This is a genomic window from Marinococcus sp. LNHM4E3-1 (assembly GCF_056034405.1).
The window spans coordinates 182,572-202,329 of the sequence record NZ_JBQLID010000006.1 but is presented as its reverse complement, the minus strand read 5'-3'; the positions used below and the strand labels follow the sequence as shown (position 1 = coordinate 202,329).

22 protein-coding genes are annotated in these 19,758 nt (G+C 45.6%); 7 read left to right on the top strand and 15 right to left on the bottom strand.

All coding sequences use genetic code 11. The features are described 5' to 3' along the window. The first annotated feature begins 59 nt into the window (after positions 1-59). Together ACTRXI_RS08815 and ACTRXI_RS08810 are read left to right on the top strand one after the other, a co-directional pair. Positions 60-785 carry an alpha/beta hydrolase gene (locus ACTRXI_RS08815; protein WP_474262059.1) on the top strand — a complete coding sequence of 242 codons (726 nt, stop codon included), beginning with the start codon at positions 60-62 and terminating at the stop codon, positions 783-785. Between the two features lie 19 nt (positions 786-804). Continuing rightward, a complete protein-coding gene (locus tag ACTRXI_RS08810; protein WP_474262076.1) occupies positions 805-1,233 on the top strand; it encodes a GNAT family N-acetyltransferase in 429 nt (142 codons plus the stop codon). Between the two features lie 10 nt (positions 1,234-1,243). On the opposite strand, the gene ACTRXI_RS08805 is transcribed toward ACTRXI_RS08810, so the two are convergent. The 5 genes from ACTRXI_RS08805 to fabI form a co-directional block, all read right to left on the bottom strand. Further along, a complete protein-coding gene (locus tag ACTRXI_RS08805; protein WP_474262058.1) occupies positions 1,244-1,543 on the bottom strand; it encodes an HNH endonuclease in 300 nt (99 codons plus the stop codon). Positions 1,544-1,596: 53 nt separating this feature from the next. Continuing rightward, complete coding sequence (locus tag ACTRXI_RS08800) at positions 1,597-1,821, bottom strand: hypothetical protein (RefSeq protein WP_474262057.1); 225 nt, start codon at positions 1,819-1,821, stop codon at positions 1,597-1,599. Between the two features lie 98 nt (positions 1,822-1,919). Then, positions 1,920-3,956: a glucose-specific PTS transporter subunit IIBC gene (ptsG, locus tag ACTRXI_RS08795; protein ID WP_474262056.1), complete on the bottom strand. Its 2,037-nt coding sequence runs from the start codon at positions 3,954-3,956 to the stop codon at positions 1,920-1,922. A gap of 187 nt (positions 3,957-4,143) precedes the next feature. Then, positions 4,144-4,980: a glucose PTS transporter transcription antiterminator GlcT gene (gene glcT, locus ACTRXI_RS08790; protein WP_474262055.1), complete on the bottom strand. Its 837-nt coding sequence runs from the start codon at positions 4,978-4,980 to the stop codon at positions 4,144-4,146. Positions 4,981-5,010: 30 nt separating this feature from the next. Beyond that, positions 5,011-5,793, bottom strand: a complete 783-nt coding sequence (gene fabI, locus ACTRXI_RS08785; RefSeq protein ID WP_474262053.1) for an enoyl-ACP reductase FabI — start codon at positions 5,791-5,793, stop codon at positions 5,011-5,013. A gap of 117 nt (positions 5,794-5,910) precedes the next feature. Here fabI and prpE point away from each other — a divergent pair, with 117 nt between their 5' ends. Next, entirely contained in the window at positions 5,911-6,648 is a 738-nt protein-coding gene (prpE, locus tag ACTRXI_RS08780) for a bis(5'-nucleosyl)-tetraphosphatase PrpE (RefSeq protein WP_474262052.1), read from the top strand. On the opposite strand, the gene ACTRXI_RS08775 is transcribed toward prpE, so the two are convergent. The 4 genes from ACTRXI_RS08775 to ACTRXI_RS08760 are packed head-to-tail and all read right to left on the bottom strand — an operon-like array spanning position 6,624 to position 9,389. Beyond that, positions 6,624-7,520, bottom strand: a complete 897-nt coding sequence (locus ACTRXI_RS08775) for an RluA family pseudouridine synthase (RefSeq protein WP_474262051.1) — start codon at positions 7,518-7,520, stop codon at positions 6,624-6,626. The genes prpE and ACTRXI_RS08775 overlap by 25 nt on opposite strands. Before the next feature lie 4 nt (positions 7,521-7,524). Next, on the bottom strand, positions 7,525-8,319 hold the full coding sequence (locus ACTRXI_RS08770) for an NAD kinase (RefSeq protein WP_474262075.1): 795 nt from the start codon (positions 8,317-8,319) through the stop codon (positions 7,525-7,527). Positions 8,320-8,342: 23 nt separating this feature from the next. Continuing rightward, positions 8,343-8,978: a GTP diphosphokinase gene (yjbM, locus tag ACTRXI_RS08765; RefSeq protein ID WP_474262050.1), complete on the bottom strand. Its 636-nt coding sequence runs from the start codon at positions 8,976-8,978 to the stop codon at positions 8,343-8,345. Between the two features lie 33 nt (positions 8,979-9,011). After that, the gene (locus ACTRXI_RS08760) at positions 9,012-9,389 is read right to left on the bottom strand and encodes a UPF0738 family protein (RefSeq protein ID WP_474262049.1); all 378 of its coding nucleotides are present in this window, start codon (positions 9,387-9,389) and stop codon (positions 9,012-9,014) included. Between the two features lie 150 nt (positions 9,390-9,539). Between ACTRXI_RS08760 and ACTRXI_RS08755 the strand changes: the two genes are divergently transcribed. From ACTRXI_RS08755 to ACTRXI_RS08740, 4 genes are all read left to right on the top strand, one after another. Continuing rightward, complete coding sequence (locus tag ACTRXI_RS08755; protein ID WP_474262048.1) at positions 9,540-10,118, top strand: CYTH domain-containing protein; 579 nt, start codon at positions 9,540-9,542, stop codon at positions 10,116-10,118. Between the two features lie 84 nt (positions 10,119-10,202). Next, positions 10,203-10,922 (top strand): lytic transglycosylase domain-containing protein, encoded by a 720-nt coding sequence (locus ACTRXI_RS08750; protein WP_474262047.1) that lies wholly within the window; start codon positions 10,203-10,205, stop codon positions 10,920-10,922. A 182-nt stretch (positions 10,923-11,104) separates the two neighbouring features. After that, complete coding sequence (locus tag ACTRXI_RS08745) at positions 11,105-11,491, top strand: globin domain-containing protein (protein WP_474262046.1); 387 nt, start codon at positions 11,105-11,107, stop codon at positions 11,489-11,491. 21 nt (positions 11,492-11,512) lie between these two features. Next, complete coding sequence (locus ACTRXI_RS08740; protein WP_474262045.1) at positions 11,513-12,433, top strand: ClpXP adapter SpxH family protein; 921 nt, start codon at positions 11,513-11,515, stop codon at positions 12,431-12,433. A 45-nt stretch (positions 12,434-12,478) separates the two neighbouring features. Here the strand turns inward: ACTRXI_RS08740 and pepF are convergent, their stop codons facing one another. From pepF to ACTRXI_RS08710, 6 genes are all read right to left on the bottom strand, one after another. Continuing rightward, positions 12,479-14,293 (bottom strand): oligoendopeptidase F, encoded by a 1,815-nt coding sequence (gene pepF / locus ACTRXI_RS08735; RefSeq protein WP_474262044.1) that lies wholly within the window; start codon positions 14,291-14,293, stop codon positions 12,479-12,481. Positions 14,294-14,322: 29 nt separating this feature from the next. Next, positions 14,323-15,513 carry a competence protein CoiA gene (locus ACTRXI_RS08730; protein WP_474262043.1) on the bottom strand — a complete coding sequence of 397 codons (1,191 nt, stop codon included), beginning with the start codon at positions 15,511-15,513 and terminating at the stop codon, positions 14,323-14,325. A gap of 95 nt (positions 15,514-15,608) precedes the next feature. Then, positions 15,609-16,271, bottom strand: coding sequence for an adaptor protein MecA (gene mecA / locus ACTRXI_RS08725; RefSeq protein ID WP_322526415.1), 663 nt, complete (start codon positions 16,269-16,271; stop codon positions 15,609-15,611). 301 nt (positions 16,272-16,572) lie between these two features. Then, complete coding sequence (gene spxA / locus ACTRXI_RS08720; RefSeq protein ID WP_022795164.1) at positions 16,573-16,968, bottom strand: transcriptional regulator SpxA; 396 nt, start codon at positions 16,966-16,968, stop codon at positions 16,573-16,575. 381 nt (positions 16,969-17,349) lie between these two features. Next, a complete protein-coding gene (gene aldA / locus ACTRXI_RS08715; protein WP_474262042.1) occupies positions 17,350-18,801 on the bottom strand; it encodes an aldehyde dehydrogenase in 1,452 nt (483 codons plus the stop codon). Between the two features lie 269 nt (positions 18,802-19,070). Then, positions 19,071-19,643: a GNAT family N-acetyltransferase gene (locus ACTRXI_RS08710; RefSeq protein WP_091614512.1), complete on the bottom strand. Its 573-nt coding sequence runs from the start codon at positions 19,641-19,643 to the stop codon at positions 19,071-19,073. Positions 19,644-19,758: the final 115 nt, after the last annotated feature.

The following is a 19,758-nucleotide window of genomic DNA, read 5'->3' as shown; positions in this document are numbered from 1 at the left end:
ATTGCAACAATAAGGGACTTCACTAATACTATTTCCCTATGAAAGGATTGTGAAACGTCATGGACGGTACCCAGCAGGATGTCACATTTCACAGCGAAATATTGGATCACTCATTTGATTTACGTATCTACACCCCGGATGGATTCACTCCTATGTCTACATATCATTTAATCATCGCCCAGGACGGTAAGGATTACTTCCGGCTCGGCCATTTAGTCCGCTATGCCGAACAGGCGATGGAGGAAGGAGCCCCCGACACGGTAATCGTAGGAGTTCCTTATCCTTCTGTGCGCCAGCGCAGAAACTGGTACCATCCCGATGAAGAGGGCCATAATGATTATCTTCAATTTATGGCCTCAGAACTCCTTCCGTTTATGGAAAAAGAGTATCACACTGAGCCTTCACCTGAAGCGAGGACGCTGCTTGGCGATTCCCTCGGAGGTACAGTTTCTTTAATGGCTTCTCTTCGCTATCCTAACATTTTTCAGCGGGTTGTGATGCATTCACCGCTTGTTAACGAAACGGTATTCAATGCTCTGAAAAACTCAGAGGACTGGCCTTCCTTTACGTTGTACCATACCATTGGAACTGAAGAACAGGAAGTAGACACGACAGCTGGTACGGTCGAAGATTTTCTGAAACCGAACCGTGATTTGTATGAATATCTTTCTGTTAAAGCATCCCATTATTATTACAAAGAGCTCGAAGGCGGTCATTTATGGAAGGTATGGGAGCAGGACGTGCTTCATTCGCTTGCTTACATGTTTGATATCGAACTGGATTGAGAAAGGACTGCGTTTTATGATTGAAGTATATGAAGTAAGTAACAGACAGCAGCTCGAAGATGCCTTCCGGGTCCGTTTTGACGTTTTCGTCGAGGAACAGAATGTGCCCGAGGAAGAAGAAATTGATGAATTTGAAGAAGAAGCTGTCCATTTCGTCGTATATGACGGCGAACGGGCAATTGGAGCATCCCGGCTCCGGTTTGAAGAAGACTATGCTAAAGCGGAACGTGTATGTATTTATTCCTCCTTCCGCGGGACCGGAAGCGGCCGGCTGCTGATGCAGGCCATGGAATATAAAGCACTGGAAATGGAAAAGCCTGTCATGAAGCTCAATGCACAAAAATATGCTTCCGGGTTTTATCAATCCCTCGGGTACGAAGTCACGTCCGGTGAGTTTATGGATGCCGGCATCCCTCATGTAGAAATGAAAAAGTCGCTTAGCTGGTGAGCATCTCTGCTCACCTTTTTTTCGTTTTCGATCGTCGTACTTTCACCCTTTTTTCTCCCCGCTGCTTTCGTATCCATTTAATAAACCGCCAAATTTTTTCATCAGCCCGCAGCTGTTCAATAGTGTTCAGCCTTACGGCCAGCTCTTTGTTACTGTATAAAGCATGTATCTGCCGGTGACAGGCTTTACACAGCCAGGCAGTTGCCCCGTGTGTCCCTCCTTCATCCTTTGGCACCAGATGGTGCACTGTGCGTTCGACTTCCTCCCGTCCGCAAAGCTCGCACGTCCCCACCGATTTTCTCTGTTTCAATCACTTCTCCTCCTAGTCCGTAATAAAAAGAGAACTGCCGGAAGGCAGCTCTCTCAGGCAAGCGTATGAATGCGCCGCCCTTTTTTATTTTCTTCTTCTAAAATACGCTCATACCTTTTTTCGAGTGACCGATAGACGTCCTGCTGCTCACTCGAATATCTTTTCGGCTCTACGGGCTGCACCCGCTGAATACGGCGTACTCCCGGCTTCACCGGCGGCTGTTGACGGTTGGCATAATTAACAGCCGATGCATTAATATATGGAACTACCAGTGCCATGCTCAGACCCTCCTCCACTGTTTACAATGATGGATTGAAGAAAAAATGATCACTAGTATTCTTTACCCTTTTTTCCATATATTAAGCACCGGAAACGGTTATTTAATCGTAATAATACCGTCTTCCTCTGCCCGAACCGTTTTTCCACTCTCTACACTGACAGTATATTCTTTATCCAGATTGGTGAACACTACGGGTGTAGTTGTAGAAGCTGCTTCCTGACGGATTTTCTCAAGGTCAGCTTTAACTAGTACATCTCCCTGCTTCACCTTATCGTTTTCTGTCACAAAGACTTCGAAGCCTTCACCTTTCATATTAACCGTATCCAGACCGATGTGAATGAGAATCTCTGTACCTTCATCGGTCTGCATCCCTACAGCGTGTTTCGTCGGGAACACTGTAGTAATAGTGCCGTCGGCAGGCGCATGAAAGATGCCTTCTTCCGGCACAATTGCAAATCCGTCTCCCATCATTTTTCCGGAAAACACTTCATCCTCCACTTCATCGATACGGATCAGCCGTCCGGAGGCTGGACTTGTAATGGACATGGCCTGGATATCTTCAGCAGAAGCAGTGTTCATTGCAGTAGCAGCCGTTTCTTTTTCTGCTATTGGTTCAGGCGTTTTTCCAGCAATAACGTCCTGCATCTGGGACTTAATCGCATCTGATTTAGGACCAAAAATCGCCTGAACGTTATTGCCGACTTCCATTACGCCGGAAGCACCCAGTGCTTTAAGCTGATCTTTATTCACTTTATCTTTTTCATTGACTGTGATCCGAAGTCTTGTAATGCAGGCGTCCAGGTGCTTTAAGTTTTCCTGGCCGCCAAACGCAGCAATGATTTCTCTTGGCAGTTCATCGTCAGAAGCTGCACCAGACATTCCAGCGGCTCCTTCTGTGGCTGCTTCACGCCCCGGAGTCATCAGGTTGAATTTTTGAATAGCAAACCGGAATCCGAAGTAATAAATTAACGCAAAGCATAGGCCCACCGGAATAACGAGCCACCATTCCGTCCGGTTTGGCACGATGCCGAAGAGCATAAAGTCGATAACGCCTCCGGAGAAGGTCATGCCAATTTTGACATCAAGCAGCTGCATAATCATAAAAGAAAATCCGGCAAAAATCGCGTGAATCGCAAACAAAAGCGGTGCTACAAACAAGAAGCTGAACTCAAGCGGCTCGGTAATACCTGTCAGAAATGAAGTTAATGCCGCTGAACCCATAATACCTGCGACCATCTTTTTATTTTCCGGACGGGCGCAGTGGTAAATTGCGAGAGCCGCAGCCGGCAGACCGAACATCATGAATGGGAATTTCCCTGTCATGAACGTTCCGGCAGTAAAAGGCACTCCGTCTTTCATCTGTTCAAAGAAAATCCGCTGATCTCCATTGACCGTTTCTCCTGCATCGTTCACATAGCTTCCAAATTCGAACCAGAACGGGGAATAGAAAATGTGATGCAGGCCGAATGGTACGAGTGAACGTTCCATTACGCCGAAAATAAATGCGGAAAGCGTTTGGTTTGATTCTGTCACATAGAGCGACAGGGAATTCAATCCGCTCTGAATCGGGGGCCATGCCAGGGTCAAAGCAGCACCGATAACCAGACCGCCCACAGCGGTAGCAATCGGTACAAATCTTTTCCCTGCGAAAAATCCTAAGTAAGTTGGCAGATTAATATTATAAAAGCGCTGGTACATCACTGCTCCTAATATACCGGCAATTATTCCCCCAAACACCCCTGTCTGAAGTGTGGGAATACCAAGCACTGACGCGTAGCCCGGCTCTTCAAGCATATCTGTATTAACACTTAATAGCACGCTCATCGTAACGTTTATAATCATAAACCCGATCAGTGCTGCAAGAGCTGCTACTCCGTCTCCTGCCAGACCGAGCGCTACACCGACTGCAAATAATACCGCTAAATTATCAAATACTACCCCACCGGCTTCCGACATCAGCTCGGCAATTAATTCTGCTGGAGCAGAAGTCAGAAATGGCAGCAATTCGATCATTTGCTCTTCCTGCATGGCGGTACCGATAGCAAGAAGCAGACCGGCCGCTGGAAGAAGGGCAACCGGAAGCATCAGGGCGCGCCCGATACGTTGAAGTACTCCAAATGACTGTTTCCACATATGTATCTCTCCTAATTATTTTTTGGAAGACTCATCATTGACCACAGGTCTCAGTGCATAAAAAAAGGCATGAGAGATACACTAATCGCGAGGTCACAAAGAGAAAAGAAGCTGGGTCTTCTCCCTTTGGTTCAAACGCGATCAGCATTCTCTCATGCCTGCTTTACCAGTAACACGGAACACTAGATCAATTATTTCGTTTCGATGAAAGCCTTTGCAGATGAATGGTTAAATAAACGGCTTCGCCTTCTGGTATCGTCGTCTGCAAAGCACGCTGCATCGTTCGTATGAGCTTCCAGGACAAATTATAGCAGAAGGGGTACTCTGCCTGCAACATTTTTTTTAATGGCTCAGACGCCTCTTCGAACTCACCGTTTCTTACCCTTGCGACAGCCTGCTGCAGATGACGGAACAGCCGGCGGTGATCTAAATCTTCCGGTGACAGCTGAATATCGAGAGCCCGCTCCACCATTACTGTCATATCTTTTACAAGCCGCGTATAAGCGTTCACCTGGTCAAGCGGTGTTCTCGTTACTGCCCCGTGCAGGTGCAGGGCAATAAACCCTTTTTCTTCTTCTGGAAGCCGCACCCCTGTCCATTGTTCAATTTCATCAATGATCCATCCGGCCGCACGGTATTCTTTTTCATAAGCAAGCTGGGTTTCTTTTAAAAACGGGTTGCTGATTGTGAGACCTTTTTTTGTTCTCTCAAGTGCAAAGCTGAGGTGATCCGTTAACGCCACATGAATGTGTTCTTCGAACGTTTCCGCCCACTCTGCTTCAAGCACCTGCAGAATTTCTGTAATACAGGCGATAAACGTCTCATCGATGTGCTCGATTAACTGTCGGTACTGCGTCTGTTCATTTTCATTTTTCAATATGAAAAACTTTTCCGGCGCTCCAGCATCAATGAGGTCTCCCGGGCGCTTGGAAAAACCGATGCCCCGCCCGGTAAGAATAACTTCCCCGTAGTCCTCGTGTTCTGCAATCACAACGTTATTGTTTAACCCTTTAATTACTTTCATCTTTCACCACCATGTTCCTGCAGATCTGATTTACATGCCGTATGCGTGATAGCCTCCGTCGACATGGATAACTTCCCCTGTAATTCCACTCGACATTCCGCTCATCAGAAAGGCAGTGGTGTCCCCGACCTCTTTTTGGGTAACTGTACGCCGCAGAGGGGCATGCTCCTCCATCGCCTTGATGGTGTCGTTAAAACCGGAAACACCTTTAGCTGCCAGCGTACGAATCGGACCGGCCGAGATTGCATTGACTCTAATGTCGTCTGCACCCAAATCGTTTGCCAAATAACGCGTACTTGCCTCCAGAGAAGCTTTCGCTACGCCCATGACGTTATAATTTTTCACGATCCGCTCTGCCCCAAGGTAGCTCATCGTAACAAAAGAGCCTCCTTCTGACATTAAATCAAACTCTTTTACAGCCTTTGCAACTGCAGTGAAGGAATATGCACTGATTTCCTGGGCCAGTAAAAATCCTTCACGCGTAGCATTTAAGTATTCGCCCTCGAGCTCTTCTCTTTTCGCATAAGCCAGGGAATGAACGACGCCGTGAATGGTTCCCGCTTCTTCTTTAATTTTTGCAAAGCATTCGCGGATCTGCTCGTCGTTGGTGACATCACACTGAACGACGAGTGGTTCTTTCTGATCCAGCGAATCCGCCAATTTTCTGACACTTTTTTCAGTGCGCTGCTGTCCGTATGTAAATACTAAATCAGCTCCTGCCTCTGCCAGGCTTTCCGCTGCTCCCCAGGCTATGCTTCTTTTATTGGCAACACCCATCACGACAAATGTTTTTCCTTCAAGTGATAATTGCATCGTTGTCTCTCCTTTAGATATGATTGTATCAATATCAAATAATTTCTTTACCTTTATATCATTGAACCGCCAGGCTGTCCAACAGCCGTTATATTTTTTCAGAAGGGAGAGGTCTGAGTGAACAGACACTTTGACTTTATCAGCGACATTCACGGCTGTGCGTACGAAATGACCGAAATGCTTTCAGTACTCGGCTATGATCATAATCAAAATTACATGCACCCCGGCGGCCGTCAGCTTGTAATCGTTGGCGACATCACAGACCGCGGGCCAAATTCTATAGATGTCATCCGTATAACAGAGCAAATGGTTAAAAGCGGAAACGCCCTGTATCTGCCTGGAAACCATTGTGACAAACTGTACCGCTGGTTTTTGGGGCGCCCGGTCCAGGTAGGTCACGGGCTTGAAAAAACCATCCAGGAGTGGGAAGCACTTCTCCCGGGTGAGCGGCAGGAGATAAAGCAGAAGTTTATGGACTTGTTTGAGCAGGCACCGCTGTACCAGCTGTTCGACAACGGAAACGCTCTTGCTTCCCATGGCGGCATGCAGGAAAGTCTGATCGGCCGAACGGACCGCAGAACCCGGAATGTAGTTTTGTACGGCCCGACAAAGCTAAACGCCAGGCGCGAACCTGAGCGTATAGACTGGGCTCCCGCTTACCGCGGCAGGCCTTTCATCATTTACGGCCACACCCCTGTATGGAAAGCCCGGCTCGTCGGCCGGACTTTAAATATTGATACAGGCTGTTCATTTGGAAACAAGCTTACCGCCTACCGTTACCCGGAACATGAATTCGTTGAGGTCCCTTCCACTCTGCCGCTGCAGCCGGATCACTTAAATACCTTCAGCCGATGAGCAGCCAGAAAATCATTAATATCTTCAGGGTGCGGAGCCGTAATGTTGATCATTGTTTCCTGTACCGGATGAAAGAAAGTCAGACGGCAGGCGTGCAATGCCTGCCTGTTCAAGTATTCATTTCTATTTCCATACAGCGTATCACCGGCAAGTGGAAAACCGGACGCAGAAGCATGCACCCGGATCTGATGCGTCCGGCCGGTTTCCAGCCCAAACTTTAAGACTGTGTGTTCAGGCAGTATTTCAATCACCTCTGCGGTTGTCACAGCTCTTTTTCCGTCCGGTGCTGCCACCTGTTCCACCAGACTGGTCGTACTCGGGCGGATCGGAATATCTATACGCGTGAATGCCCTCGGCCATCTGCCTTCAACGATCCCGATATACTCTTTCGCTCCGGCATTCATATGTTTTTCCATGCGGGAGTGGGCATATGCATGACGGGCAAAAGGAACGATACCGCTTGTTCCGCGGTCGAGCCTTGAAACAGGATGAATGGCAGACTGTATGCCCTTGTTTCGCAGATAACCAGCCAGTCTCCCTGCCAGTGACTCCTCTCCTGCTGCTCTTCCGGGAATGGTTGGCAGGCCCGCAGGCTTGTTGATTACTATAACGTCTTTATCTTCATAGAGCACTTCCAGCTGCTCCTGGGACTCTTTAAAATGAGCAGGAACGGTTCCTGACGGGATGCTTATCTGCAGCTCATCCCCGGCGCTTAACCGGTCATTTCCCCGGCTTACTTTCCCATTTATATACATGGGGAGTGTATCTACTTTTTTCCATACTCTCCGTGAGACATCTTTGTACTGGCTCAAAAATCTTTTTACCTCCAGGTTTTCTGCCCCGGCAGGCACGCTCCATGTAATTGTCCGCATCCTTTTATTCTCCGATAAACGATTCTTTCACGCGCTTCCAGAAAGGAAACGGACGGAAGCGGGCGAATCGCACTTTTTCTTCTGCCACCCGGTACTGAATGGACTCAATCCCCTGGTCGACAAGAGTGATATGGTCAATAGTAATCTGCATGTCCACATCATTCACCGGGCGCAGAAGACAGGTATGGTGCTGCGGCAGAATTAAAGGCGAGCCGATCGTCCGGTAAACCCGGTTATTAATGCTTGCCATTTCAGATATTTGAATACTTGATAAGGAAGGGTGCAGAATCGCCCCGCCCAGAGATTTGTTATACGCCGTGCTTCCGGAAGGCGTGGAAATACATAGGCCGTCTCCGCGAAACGTTTCAAAATGATCGCCTTTAATATCTACATTGCATACGAGAGACCCTTCGAGCGTTTTTACCATGCATTCATTTAAGGCTAAGTACCGTTCGAACCTCGTATGTTCATTATAGCGGACAATTACTTCAAGCAGCGGGTACTCCACTACCTGGAAGGGCGTTTTTGCAAGATGAATCACCAGCTTTTCCACTTCTTCCGGCTGCCAGTCTGCATAAAAACCGAGGTGACCGGTATGTATACCTACAAAGCATACATCTTCAAGTGATTCATAATAATGATGGAACGCCTGCAGCAGCGTGCCGTCGCCCCCCACAGTGATCACAATATCAGGATGGACTTCGTCATGGATCAGGCCGAATTCATTCAGATAGGAAAGCACTTTGTCCCTGATTTCGTTGGAGGTGTCGTCTCCGCGGGACGTAACGTTGTATCGCATGTTTTCATCGGTGGACGGGATACTCATGTATTTGGACCCTCACTTTCCCTATTTTGCATATAGATACGCTGCGCTTCCCGTACCTCGCCTTTTATTTTAGACATTTCTTCATCGAGCTGAAATGCAGCTTCTGCAGCGCGCTGCAGCCGGTGCTTAATATCCTCCGGAATTTCACCGCTGTACTTGTAGTTTAAAGAATGTTCAATAGTCGCCCAGAAATTCATCGCCATTGTCCGCACCTGAATTTCTGTAAGCACGTCTTTGCGGCCGTCAATCGTATGCACAGGATAGGAAACGACCATGTGAAAAGATCGGTAGCCACTCTCTTTTTTTTCCTTAATGTAATCCCGCTCCTCCAAAACCTCAAAATCCTGTCTTGTCCGCATCAAATCCACAATGGTATCAATGTCACCGACAAATTGGCAGACGATACGAATACCGGCAATGTCCTGCATTTTCGTGTCGATTTCATCGAGCGGAATATCTTTGCGCTGGGCTTTATCAAGAATGCTCGTTACCGGCTTGACCCTCCCGGTAACAAACTCAATCGGAGTGTGCTGTGAAGACATCTGGTACTGCTCTCTTAATCCTTTTAATTTCACCTTTATTTCCTCTACCGCCTGCATGTATGGCGAAAGAAACGTCTGCCAGTTACTCATGGTTTACCACCACTCATTTACATTATTATGAGGTTATACGTTGAATGCTTCTTCAAATGCAGATACCATTTCAGTACCGTAATTCCCGTTTCCAGGCACATTATCCATTAAATATTCAATTTCTTCATGAAAGTTTTCTAAATGCAGGGCACTTCCGCTTTTTACATAGACATGCTTTCCATTATCGTAAGCCTTTTTCAAAAGGGGCCATACTCTTTTTGGAATACGGAGCTGCACAAATTCGTCCTCCATATCCAGTACATAAACAAGCGTGAGAGCATCGGAATCTGCGAGCATCTGTCCGCCGTCGCTTAATTTCTGCCATTCTTTTTCCGGCCATTCTTCCACCGGATACATCATTAATGAGTCATTGTCTTCTTCGTAATGATTCACAGTCAATATATGCTGCATGTCATAATTCCTCCAAAACAGGGCAAGTATACGTTTCTTATCTGTATCTAATTTTATCATAACTTATGTAAACAGACAGAGCGCAAACCATATGATAAGATAATGCATAGCGTTTTTCCAGTAATTCGGTATTAGAAAGGATGATTCTCCGTGGCGAAAGAACAGGAAATTGAAGCGAAGAACCTTTTGACGGAGCAGGAGTTTGCCTCTCTTACAGCTGACTTCGCGATTCAGGAAAATGATTTTTCTTCGCAAAAAAATACATATTTTGATACTGACAGCTTCGACCTTCGTTCCCGCAAATCCGCTTTGCGTATACGCGAGCGGGGCGACTCATACACCCTGACATTGAAAGAGCCGGCTCCGGAAGGACTCACTGAATGGAATCAGACTGTCACAGCACAGGAGGCTCAGGAGGCTATCACAGCCGGAACACTGCCTGCCGGTGACGTCTCCGGACGTCTTCAGGCACTGATTGGTTCCGTGCGCGTTGAAAGTGTAGGCACACTGACCACCTACCGGGCCTCCCAGACCTTTCGTACAGGAGAAATCTTTTTTGACCGGAGTCATTATTTAGGGATCACAGATTATGAGCTCGAAATAGAAGGACCGAGTGAAAAAGAGGTTTATGCCTGGATGAATGAACTGGCAGACAAACATCAATTTCCTCTCCGCAGCACACCGAACAAAATTGAACGACTTTTCCAACGCAGCCGGCAGCAGGATTAAAAACAGTAACATCCGCGCATTGTTCTTCATTTGAAATACTGGTATATTTTTCTTATCTGAATTTTATTAGTGGGGTGAATTTTTTTGACGATTTCTTCCTCTCTTTTCCCATCTTCAACCAATGCAGCTGCCGGAAGCAGCCAGCCGTCCGTTCCTTCGCAGACAGCTTCTGCTGCCGGCCGTTTCGGTTCTTTTTTATACGATTCTTTGAAATCAACCCAGGCTATCATGGCCGAACAGAACAGCAGCGGCTTCAGTCCGGTCTCTTCTTCGTTGTTCTTAAACCCGGTGAGCGCAAGCAGCTATTTCAGTCATTTGGGTGACGAAGCATCCAGTAATCCGGCTGAGTCTGCCGCAAAGGAAGTAAAAAAGGAAACCGCTGCTGCCTCTGAAAATCCTTCTTCATCTAAACAGACTTCAGGTTCGGGCGTTGTGCAGACGATTGAGCGTTTATCGGAAAAATACGGGGTAGACAGTAAACTTGTCCGCGCACTGGTAAAGCAGGAATCCGGCTTTAATCCAAACGCTAAAAGCCATGCGGGCGCTATGGGGCTGATGCAGCTGATGCCGGGCACTGCTTCTATGCTGAAAGTAAAAGACCCGATGGACCCTGAACAAAACCTTGACGGAGGTATTCGCTATTTAAGAGACATGCTCGATAAATACAATGGCAATAAAACGCTTGCCCTTGCCGCTTATAATGCCGGCCCGGGTAATGTTGATAAATATGATGGTATTCCACCGTTTAAAGAAACCCAAAAATACGTACCAAATGTGCTTGCCAACTATCAGGATCTTGTATAGCCTGAAAAAACAATCCCGTCTTCGGGGTTGTTTTTTTGCCCCGGCAGCCATTTGCCATTCAAAATATTTGCGGTTGCCGGGTCTCATTGCTAGAATAAAAACTGAAATATAATAATTGCGTTTGGCGCTATTGCTCTGTCTTTGTAAGCATAAACGTTAAAACGTTGTTCCGGAGGTTTACAATGACAGGTTTTAAATCCAGCTTTGATAAGCTTGGCGAAGAAAAACTTTCTGAACTTATTGATACGTTTTACAGAAAGGTTGGCGATCATCCGGATTTGGCTCCTATTTTTCCGGAGGACCTTACAGAAACCGCCCGTAAACAAAAGCAGTTTATGACACAATTTTTAGGCGGTCCGCCTTTGTATACAGAAAAACACGGCCACCCACGTCTGCGGGCCCGCCATCTCCCGTTTCCAATTACGGAAACACGAGCGAAAGCCTGGCTGTTATGCATGGATGAAGCGATGGAAGAAATCAACCTCGACAATGACGTTAGACAGGAAATGTTTCAGCGGCTTGTGGTGACAGCACAGCACATGATAAATACTACCGAAGAAAATTCATAACGAAAGGAGCGTGAACTGGTCATGGGCAACGAGCATTTTTCTTTTTGTGATGACAGTTCCGGTTCCTGCAGTCTGCCGCAGTCTACCGACACACATTTATCGAAAAAGCCGCTTGAATTATATATTTTTATGGATCCATTGTGTCCGGAGTGCTGGGCATTTGAACCTGTATTAAAAAAGCTGCTCATTGAATACGGCCACTATTTCACGCCAAAGCTTCTGCTCACTTCAAACATTGAATGCTGGAGTGAAGAGACACAAAAGCCAGTGAAAGAAGAGATGAAAAAAGAAATGGCCCTGTTTTATGAGGAAGTGGCCACCCGGACCGGCATGCCGGCAGATGGAAGCGTGTGGCTGAAGCACTCTGCTCCTTCTGCCTACATTCCTGCACTAGCCATGAAAGCAGCGGAAATGCAGGGAAAGCAGCTGGCTTCGGTTTTTTTTCGGAATATCAGAGAGAATTTATTTCTGCACGGCCGGGACATCTCCACGGAACAAACGCTTGTCCAGATCGCGGAAGCGACCGGACTGGACATTGAAGAATTTCAGCGCGATATACATTCTGCCTGTACCCGGAAAGCCCTGAATTGTGATATCAGGACCTCCCGTGAAATGGAGGTCGATCAGGCGCCAACATTCGTTTTCTTTAACGATCATGTTGAGGATGGAGGACTGAAGGTTTCCGGGCTGTATCCCTACCAGGTTTACGAAGAAATCCTCTCCGACATGCTAGGACATGTGCCGGAGCCTTCTCACTCATTAACGCTTGAAAAGTTTCTCTCCCGCTATCCGCGAATTACGACGAAAGAAGTTTCTGTTGTATTCGACTGGAGTGAAAAAGAGGCTGAAAAGCAGCTGAAGCAGCTTCTGCTGATGAGAAAGATGAAGCATGTCCCACTAAAGAATGGGGCCTACTGGGAGTATGTACCTTCCTTTACCTAAAAAAATAAAAATCCGCGGAGATGCTTTACATCTCCGCGGATTTTTTTATTGAAGCAGCAGTTCTTCCAGTTCATTCAAGGTATCTTCAAACGACTTCATGGCCAGTTCAATCGGCTTGGAGGTAGTCATATCGACCCCTGCTTTTTTCAGAACCTCGATTGGATAATCCGAACTGCCGGATTTCAGAAACTGCAGGTAGCGCTCCACTGCAGGCTCCCCTTCCTCTGTGATCTGTTGGGACAAAGCAGCAGCAGCGCTGTAGCCGGTGGCATACTGATATACATAAAAGTTCATATAAAAATGAGGGATTCTTGCCCATTCCAGCGCAATATCATCATCGAGTGTCATATGAGGCCCGAAATACTGTTCATTCAACTCATAATAAAGAGCATTCAGCAGATCCGGAGTCAGTGCTTCCCCTGCTTCTGCCTTTTCATGAATTAACTGTTCAAACTCAGCAAACATCGTCTGGCGGAAAACCGTGCCCCGGAAGCCTTCGAGGTACTGATTCAATAAATACGCTTTTTCTGTTTTGCTTGTCGTTTTTGTCAGTAAATGACGGGTAAGCAGTGCTTCATTGACAGTAGAAGCTACCTCCGCCACGAAGATGGTGTAATCAGCATAAGGGTACGGCTGATTTTGATGAGTCAGATAGCTGTGCATTGAATGCCCGAGTTCATGGGCCAGCGTATACACATTGTTTATACTGTCCTGCCAGTTCATCAAAATGTATGGCATTGTTCCATATGCCCCGGAGGAATAGGCTCCACTCCGTTTCCCAACGTTTTCATAAACGTCCACCCAGCCTTTTTCAAATCCGCCGGCAATCGTTTCTGTATATTCTTTTCCCAGCGGCTGCAGTGCTTCGAGAACGGTTTCTTTTGCTTCCTCGTACGTCATTTTCATATCAATATCTTTAACAAGCGGGGTATACAGGTCATAGTTATGAATCTCATCAAGTTCAAGCACCTGCTTACGCAGCTTTACGTAACGGTGGAGCAGCGGCAGGTAATCATGAACGGTCGAAACAAGCTGGTCATAAACCTTTTCCGGAATATGATTATTGCTTAGCGCAGCTTCTCTGGCTGAACGGTACTTACGAATACTTGCATTAAACGTATTCTTTTTCACCTGTCCGCCAAGCGTGCTTGAAATGGTATTTTTAAACCTGCTGTATGTGCTGTAGACAGCCTTAAAAGCTTCTTCCCGCACACGACGGTTGTCACTTTCCAAAAAGTTAAGCAGACGCCCGTGGGTCACCTGGGCATCATTTCCGTTCTCATCCTTTATGGACGGAAACTCCAGATCAGCATTATTGAGCATGCCAAAAGTGTTGCCCGGCACAGCCATCACTTCAGAAGCCTGGGCGAGCAGTGCTTCTTCTGATTCTGTCAAAACATGCGGACGTTCTTTATTGATCGCATCAAGGGCGTGTTCGTATAACCGGAGCTCCGGCTCTTCCTCATAAAATGCTTTAATCGTTTTTTCAGGAATAGTCAGGATTTCAGGCACGAGAAAAGCCGTTGCCTGTCCGAGCTGGCTGGCCAGTCTTCTTGCACGGTCCTCCATTCCCTGATACAGCGATTCGTTTGTATTCTGATCATAACGCATATGCGCATAAACAAATAAACGGCTGAACCGCTCTGTAATTTTATCCTGCTGCTGCAGGGCTTCATACAGCATATGACCCGAATCTCCGAGGCGCCCTTTATATGACTCGATTGCCGGAATCATACTTTGAATGTGTTTAAATTCTTCTTCCCATTCTTCATTGCTTGAAAAAATATCCTCTAAATTCCATTTATACTGTTCACTGATTTCTTCGCGTTTTGGCAGTTGTTCTACAGCAGATGAACTCAATGGAACGCACCTCCCTTTATCTTTCTCTCCTATTGTATCGAACTATTTCCAGTTGTTCCAATGAATCGTTTTTCTGCTTCAAGCTTTTTGATATAAGCCGTAAATATTCCAGCGATGCTTTGATCCTGCGACCATCCCGTTTCCGCCAATGCTTCAGGCAGCAGATCTTTCTTCAAATACCAGTGCCCGTGATGAAAATAAACCGTCTTCCGAACCTTCAGCCACTGCAAAAAATGCCAGACTGCCTGACGCAGGTAAACCTCTGCACGCAGACCAGAACGTATTAACGGAGCAATCAGTGGATCTTTTTGCACTAAAATTAAAATATTGTTTAATGTATCACTTTTTTGGCGAATAATCCGGTAAAACAGCAGGGTCTGCCACAAGAGCGGCGGTCCGCGGAAAACGTAACAATACGGCGTCGGCCAGCCCAGGTCCGCAGGATGCCTACTAATATGAGAGAGGTGCCGGGTATATATCTCCAGGCTGTCCCAATACTTTTCGCACCCGGAAAATTGATAAGACGAAAAGCGCCAACTATTTTTATGCGCCAGTATTTTATCAATAAAGCTGAATGACAGCTGTGCAGGGGCGAAAAAATAATCCAGCTTTATGTCGGCTACCGGCAATCTTAAGGCATGGGCTACGATACGCTTGGGCGAAGCTTCAAATAATGGCTGCACGATTAAAAGCTCCCGGGAGGATGGCATCAGCACAGGTACTGCATTAAAATATCCGGAGAATATGGAAGACCACACCGCTTCATTCCAAAACCAGCGCCCGGCATTTTTTCGTTGCACTAATTTAGGAGCAAAAAACCAAAGTGGAAGGATTCCTTTTTCTGTATATGTTCGGCTTCTCGTCAAAAGCTGCGGGGAATCAATCGCACTCCTCTGTATCTCGAGTGCTACGTTTTGTCTTCTCCACTGAACGAATACGTCTGCCCTTCTCCCTTCCTGAGGTAACTGTTTCTCAATAACGGGAGAAAGATTCTGTTCTTTAAGCCAGCTGGCGAGCAGAGCTTTCCCTTCAGTATGCTCTTCGGATTCTCCACCAAGCAGGCGGCAGTCTGCACGCCGGGAGTGAACAAAATGAGGACGGGTATTTGATTTGTTACGCAGATGCACTTCGTGCCCGCAGTCCGGGCAATAGTAAGGGGGATAAATAGTGGGATCCAGGCTTGAAACCGCCCGGCCGTTCGCAATGAGGGCATTAAACATGAGTATCAGCCTTTCCAGGAGGGGGTGTAACACGGGGATTTTTTATAAAATAAAAAGGCTAGCGTCACACGCCAGCCTTTTAGAGATACACACACTTATGAGAAGTTTTCATTGAAGGTTTGAAGACCATATTCAGATGCAATTGTCGTACCGTACTCACGTATACGGAAAATGGACAGGTCAGATTCATTTCCGTACTCCAGCACATGACTTACCATGTTGTCCTGTTCATCCTCTGTATAACGCTGATCAAATACTAAATAAAGATAATACCGATTTTCAAAGAAGTATACTTCGTTGTGGACATCCGATACATGGAAGGCCTTACTCAAACTGATTAAGTCTTCCATATCCTGGAAGGAAATAACAATTTCCAGGTCTTCCGACTCAAGTGAGCCATTTCTGTCTGATTTGGACGAACGGTATTGTTCATCAAGCATATCCACAATGTTATCGTCCACCGGAGGTTCCTCTTTGTTTTCTGATACCGGAATTTCCAGCTTCACATTTCCATCGGTAACCTGTCCTCTGGTAACTACGATTTCCATGCCCTGATCGAGTGCCTGTACCTGAATCCATAAAGGTCCTTCTATTTCAAAGTTTTCTAAGTCGTGAGCTTCGTTGATCATATCAAAGAATAATTCTTCTCCACGTTCACGGTTATACCAAATCTCATCCCGGTCGAAACCACGGTCTTCGATATCCGTGTACGTAATGTAAAACTTCACTGTCGACTCGTTGATTCTTTCGATTTCCACTATTTTTCTCCCTCCTCAAGCTAGGGTCGGTCTTCTACTTACTATGAAATACTATACCCTAACAATAACATATAGTAATCCTTTTAATCATAGCACTGTACAGGACCCTTTGTGAGTTGTGCTCATCCCAGGATGCAACGTTCGTTGAGGGAGCGGAGCATCAATAATTTAACACTGGTTTGGTTTTATATTTTCAGATAAAATCACACTCATGTCAAGGAAAGAAACTCATTTTAGCAAAACAAAGCGTAATTATAAAAAGAAGAAAAATTCCGACCGGCGCCGAAATTTTTCTTTCTTTTTAGTTTACCATTTTTTGCGCTTCCATCAAGTTAAAAGTACGAACTTTTCTTGGAAGGAAACGACGAATTTCAGCTTCATTGTAGCCCACCTGTAAACGTTTATCATCATAAATGATCGGCCGTCTTAATAGACCGGGATGTTCGCTGATTAATTGGAACAGGCGCTGCAGTGGAAGGTTTTCCATTTCCACGTCTAATTCCTGAAACACCTTCGAACGACGGGAAACGATTTCATCAGTGCCGTCCTCCGTCAGACGCACAATCTCTTTTACTTCATCCACTGTTAATGGCTCCGCAAAAATGTTTCTTTCATTATAAGCAATCTCATGTTCGTCCAACCATGCTTTCGCTTTCCGACAGGATGTACAACTTGGAGATGTAAGCAATGTCACCATGTTAACAAATCTCTCCTTCCCCAACTATGGGAGTAAAATGGGCGAAAACAACGTATAATATTCTCTGCTTTTTAGTCACAAGATTATTATACAATAATTATTCTAATTTGAAAAGAGGTTTTAACTGGTTTGTGAATGATTGTAATTTTGGACTTTAATTCAACAATACTTTATTTATTCCTCTTCATCATGGTTTTGAAACTTTCTGAGCGCACAATTTGTTAACGTTTTGTGACAATTCATTTAAACTGTTCACTTTTTACATTAAATGAACGATTCTCAATTACCTGCTTTGTTTTTCAACAACTCATATAATTGTTTCCGCCCTTATTATGTATACGTTAGAAAATGGCTGGAGGTTCACCCTCCAGCCAAATTTCTTTAATTTTTTTCGTTATTGTACTGCATATAAACAACGTGAGTGGCTAAAAAGTCTTCCACTCCGTGCTTGCCATCGGCGCCGCCAAGTCCGGATTTCCGGAAACCGGCGTGATAGCCCTGCACAGCTTCGAAATTCTCCCGATTAACGTACGTTTCGCCAAAGCGCAGTTCGTTTACCACTCTCATAATTTCGTTCATATCTTCACTGTAAACGGAGGAAGAAAGACCGAATACGGTATCGTTGCCTTTCTCTATTGCTTCATCAAGCGTTTGGAACGTATCGATAGGAATAACCGGACCAAATATTTCTTCCTGCATAATTTCCATCTCATGCCGGGCGTTGCTGATTACTGTTGGTTTGTAAAAATAACCATTATTCTGATCGCCTGGTTCACCGCCAGCTACTACCTTCGCTCCGTCTTTTTTAGCATTTTCCACCATCGCATGCACTTCATCGAGGCGGTCTTTGCTTACAAGAGGGCCAACGTCAGCATTTTTGGATGCGCGCGGATCGCCCATTGTTTTTTGTTCAAATGCTTCCTGCAGTCGTTTGGTGAATTCTTCAGCAATACTTTCATGCACATACACCCGCTCTGCGTTCGTACAGGCCTGGCCATTATTGGCAAGTCTGGAGGTTGTAATATGCTTCACCGCAGTATCAATATCTGCGTTCGCTGTTACAATAGCCGGTGCTTTTCCGCCGAGTTCGAGATTAACTTTTGTAATGTTCTGCGCCGCAGCTTCCATAACTTTTGTTCCCGCAGTTACGCTGCCAGTCATTGTTACCATATCTACATCTTCATGCGAAGCCAGAGCGTTTCCTATTTCTGAACCTGTACCTGTAATCAGGTTATAAACCCCTTTTGGTACTTCATCCATTTCATCGATGAGCTTTGTGAATTCAACAGCTGTATTTGGTGTCTGCTGGCTTGGCTTCAGCACAATCGTACAGCCGGTGACAAGAGCTGTTGCTACTTTTCTGGCCAGGATAAACACGGGAAAATTCCATGGCACAATACCGCCTACAACGCCGATAGGTTTTTTGTAAATGAAAATATTCTCATTTTCCCGGTCACTTGGCAGAATTTCTCCTTCTATTCTTCTTGCCCATTCGGACATGTAGCGGAAATAGTCAATGGCAAGATCCACTTCACCGCTCGCCAATCCGTAATCTTTTCCCTGCTCTTCTTGAAGAAGGTCAATAAACCGGTCTCTGTTTTCTTCAATTTTATCTCCGAGAGCACGGACAATTTTTCCGCGTTCGATATTTGGTGTCAGCTCCCACCCTTTTTGAGCAGCAGAGGCGGCAGCAACAGCTTTATCCACGTCCTCTTTTGTCGCTTTTACCGTTCGTGAAATAGTTTCTTCCGTTGCCGGATTTTCAATTTCAATATATTCATCACTAGAAGCGTTTACGTATTCTCCGTTAATGTACAATTGATGTGTTTGCATCAGGAACCCTCCAATTTTTCTTCACAGGTTAGAGTGTTCCACCTTAATTTAACTTTTAAACCTTCCAGCATAAAAAAGCGCAGCCCGTCTGAACTGCGCATGCAATGTATTAAGCGGAGTGTCTTGAAGGAGTCGGAACGCCCTTTTCGGGCGATTTTTCTTTATTCAGGCCCTTGAGGTTTTTTTTAAGCATGTCCCGGAGTACTTCTCTTTTCATTTTCCTGCGTTTTTTTGCAACTGCGTTTTTCATAACCTCTTCGCCCTCCTTTCTAAGCGTTCTTCAATTCGTCTTTGTCATCATACGTAAGAACTTCCGTAACGTCCTGATAGGCTTTTCCGTAGATCTCTTCGTCTTTATACGTATGAATGTTTTTATACGTATGCTTCATTTTTTCATAGATAACTTCTTCCGACGCATCGTCCGGCGACCAATATAAAATTTCGAGCGTATTCACTTCATTGGTTGCCAGAGAGATTCTGCTGTAGCCAATGGATTTCGCCTGACGAAAGCCGGCTCTTTCATAAAAACGGAACCGTTTTGTTGTATCACTCTCTTCATAATCGAGAGGCTCCACTTCCAGAATAATCGGTTTATTCTTACTTTTCAGGCTATCAAGTAATTTCTGACCGAGTCCTTCCCCTCTTGCTTCTTTCGATACCAACAAATAATCGATAAAAACAAATTCCTCTGTCTCTACATACATCATAACATGAAGAGGTCCTTCATCTTTATGGTAAATATCACCTTTTTCATCCAGCAGCACTTCCATGTGTTTTTTCGATTTCATTTCTTCAACTGGAAAGTATTGGTTCAATTTTTCGTACCAGTTTAGTTTAGACATAATGACCCCCAAATTTGTGTTACATATATTATAACGCGAAATTCTGTATATAGTAAGTGCCTTCAGCACTTATTTAAGACGCTTAAGCGCGCTCTTTACGGGATATTGACTTCCC

Coding starts and splice junctions, on each gene's coding strand:
- ACTRXI_RS08775 (WP_474262051.1), bottom strand. CDS start 7,520: ATGCGGACAATTACATGGAGCGTGCCTGCCGGGGCAGAAAACCTGGAG.
- ACTRXI_RS08815 (WP_474262059.1), top strand. CDS start 60: ATGGACGGTACCCAGCAGGATGTCACATTTCACAGCGAAATATTGGAT.
- ACTRXI_RS08740 (WP_474262045.1), top strand. CDS start 11,513: ATGGGCAACGAGCATTTTTCTTTTTGTGATGACAGTTCCGGTTCCTGC.
- glcT (WP_474262055.1), bottom strand. CDS start 4,980: ATGAAAGTAATTAAAGGGTTAAACAATAACGTTGTGATTGCAGAACAC.
- yjbM (WP_474262050.1), bottom strand. CDS start 8,978: ATGAGTAACTGGCAGACGTTTCTTTCGCCATACATGCAGGCGGTAGAG.
- ACTRXI_RS08760 (WP_474262049.1), bottom strand. CDS start 9,389: ATGCAGCATATATTGACTGTGAATCATTACGAAGAAGACAATGACTCA.
- ACTRXI_RS08730 (WP_474262043.1), bottom strand. CDS start 15,513: ATGTTTAATGCCCTCATTGCGAACGGCCGGGCGGTTTCAAGCCTGGAT.
- ACTRXI_RS08745 (WP_474262046.1), top strand. CDS start 11,105: ATGACAGGTTTTAAATCCAGCTTTGATAAGCTTGGCGAAGAAAAACTT.
- ACTRXI_RS08710 (WP_091614512.1), bottom strand. CDS start 19,643: ATGTCTAAACTAAACTGGTACGAAAAATTGAACCAATACTTTCCAGTT.
- spxA (WP_022795164.1), bottom strand. CDS start 16,968: ATGGTGACATTGCTTACATCTCCAAGTTGTACATCCTGTCGGAAAGCG.
- ptsG (WP_474262056.1), bottom strand. CDS start 3,956: ATGTGGAAACAGTCATTTGGAGTACTTCAACGTATCGGGCGCGCCCTG.
- aldA (WP_474262042.1), bottom strand. CDS start 18,801: ATGCAAACACATCAATTGTACATTAACGGAGAATACGTAAACGCTTCT.
- ACTRXI_RS08800 (WP_474262057.1), bottom strand. CDS start 1,821: ATGGCACTGGTAGTTCCATATATTAATGCATCGGCTGTTAATTATGCC.
- fabI (WP_474262053.1), bottom strand. CDS start 5,793: ATGCAATTATCACTTGAAGGAAAAACATTTGTCGTGATGGGTGTTGCC.
- ACTRXI_RS08770 (WP_474262075.1), bottom strand. CDS start 8,319: ATGCGATACAACGTTACGTCCCGCGGAGACGACACCTCCAACGAAATC.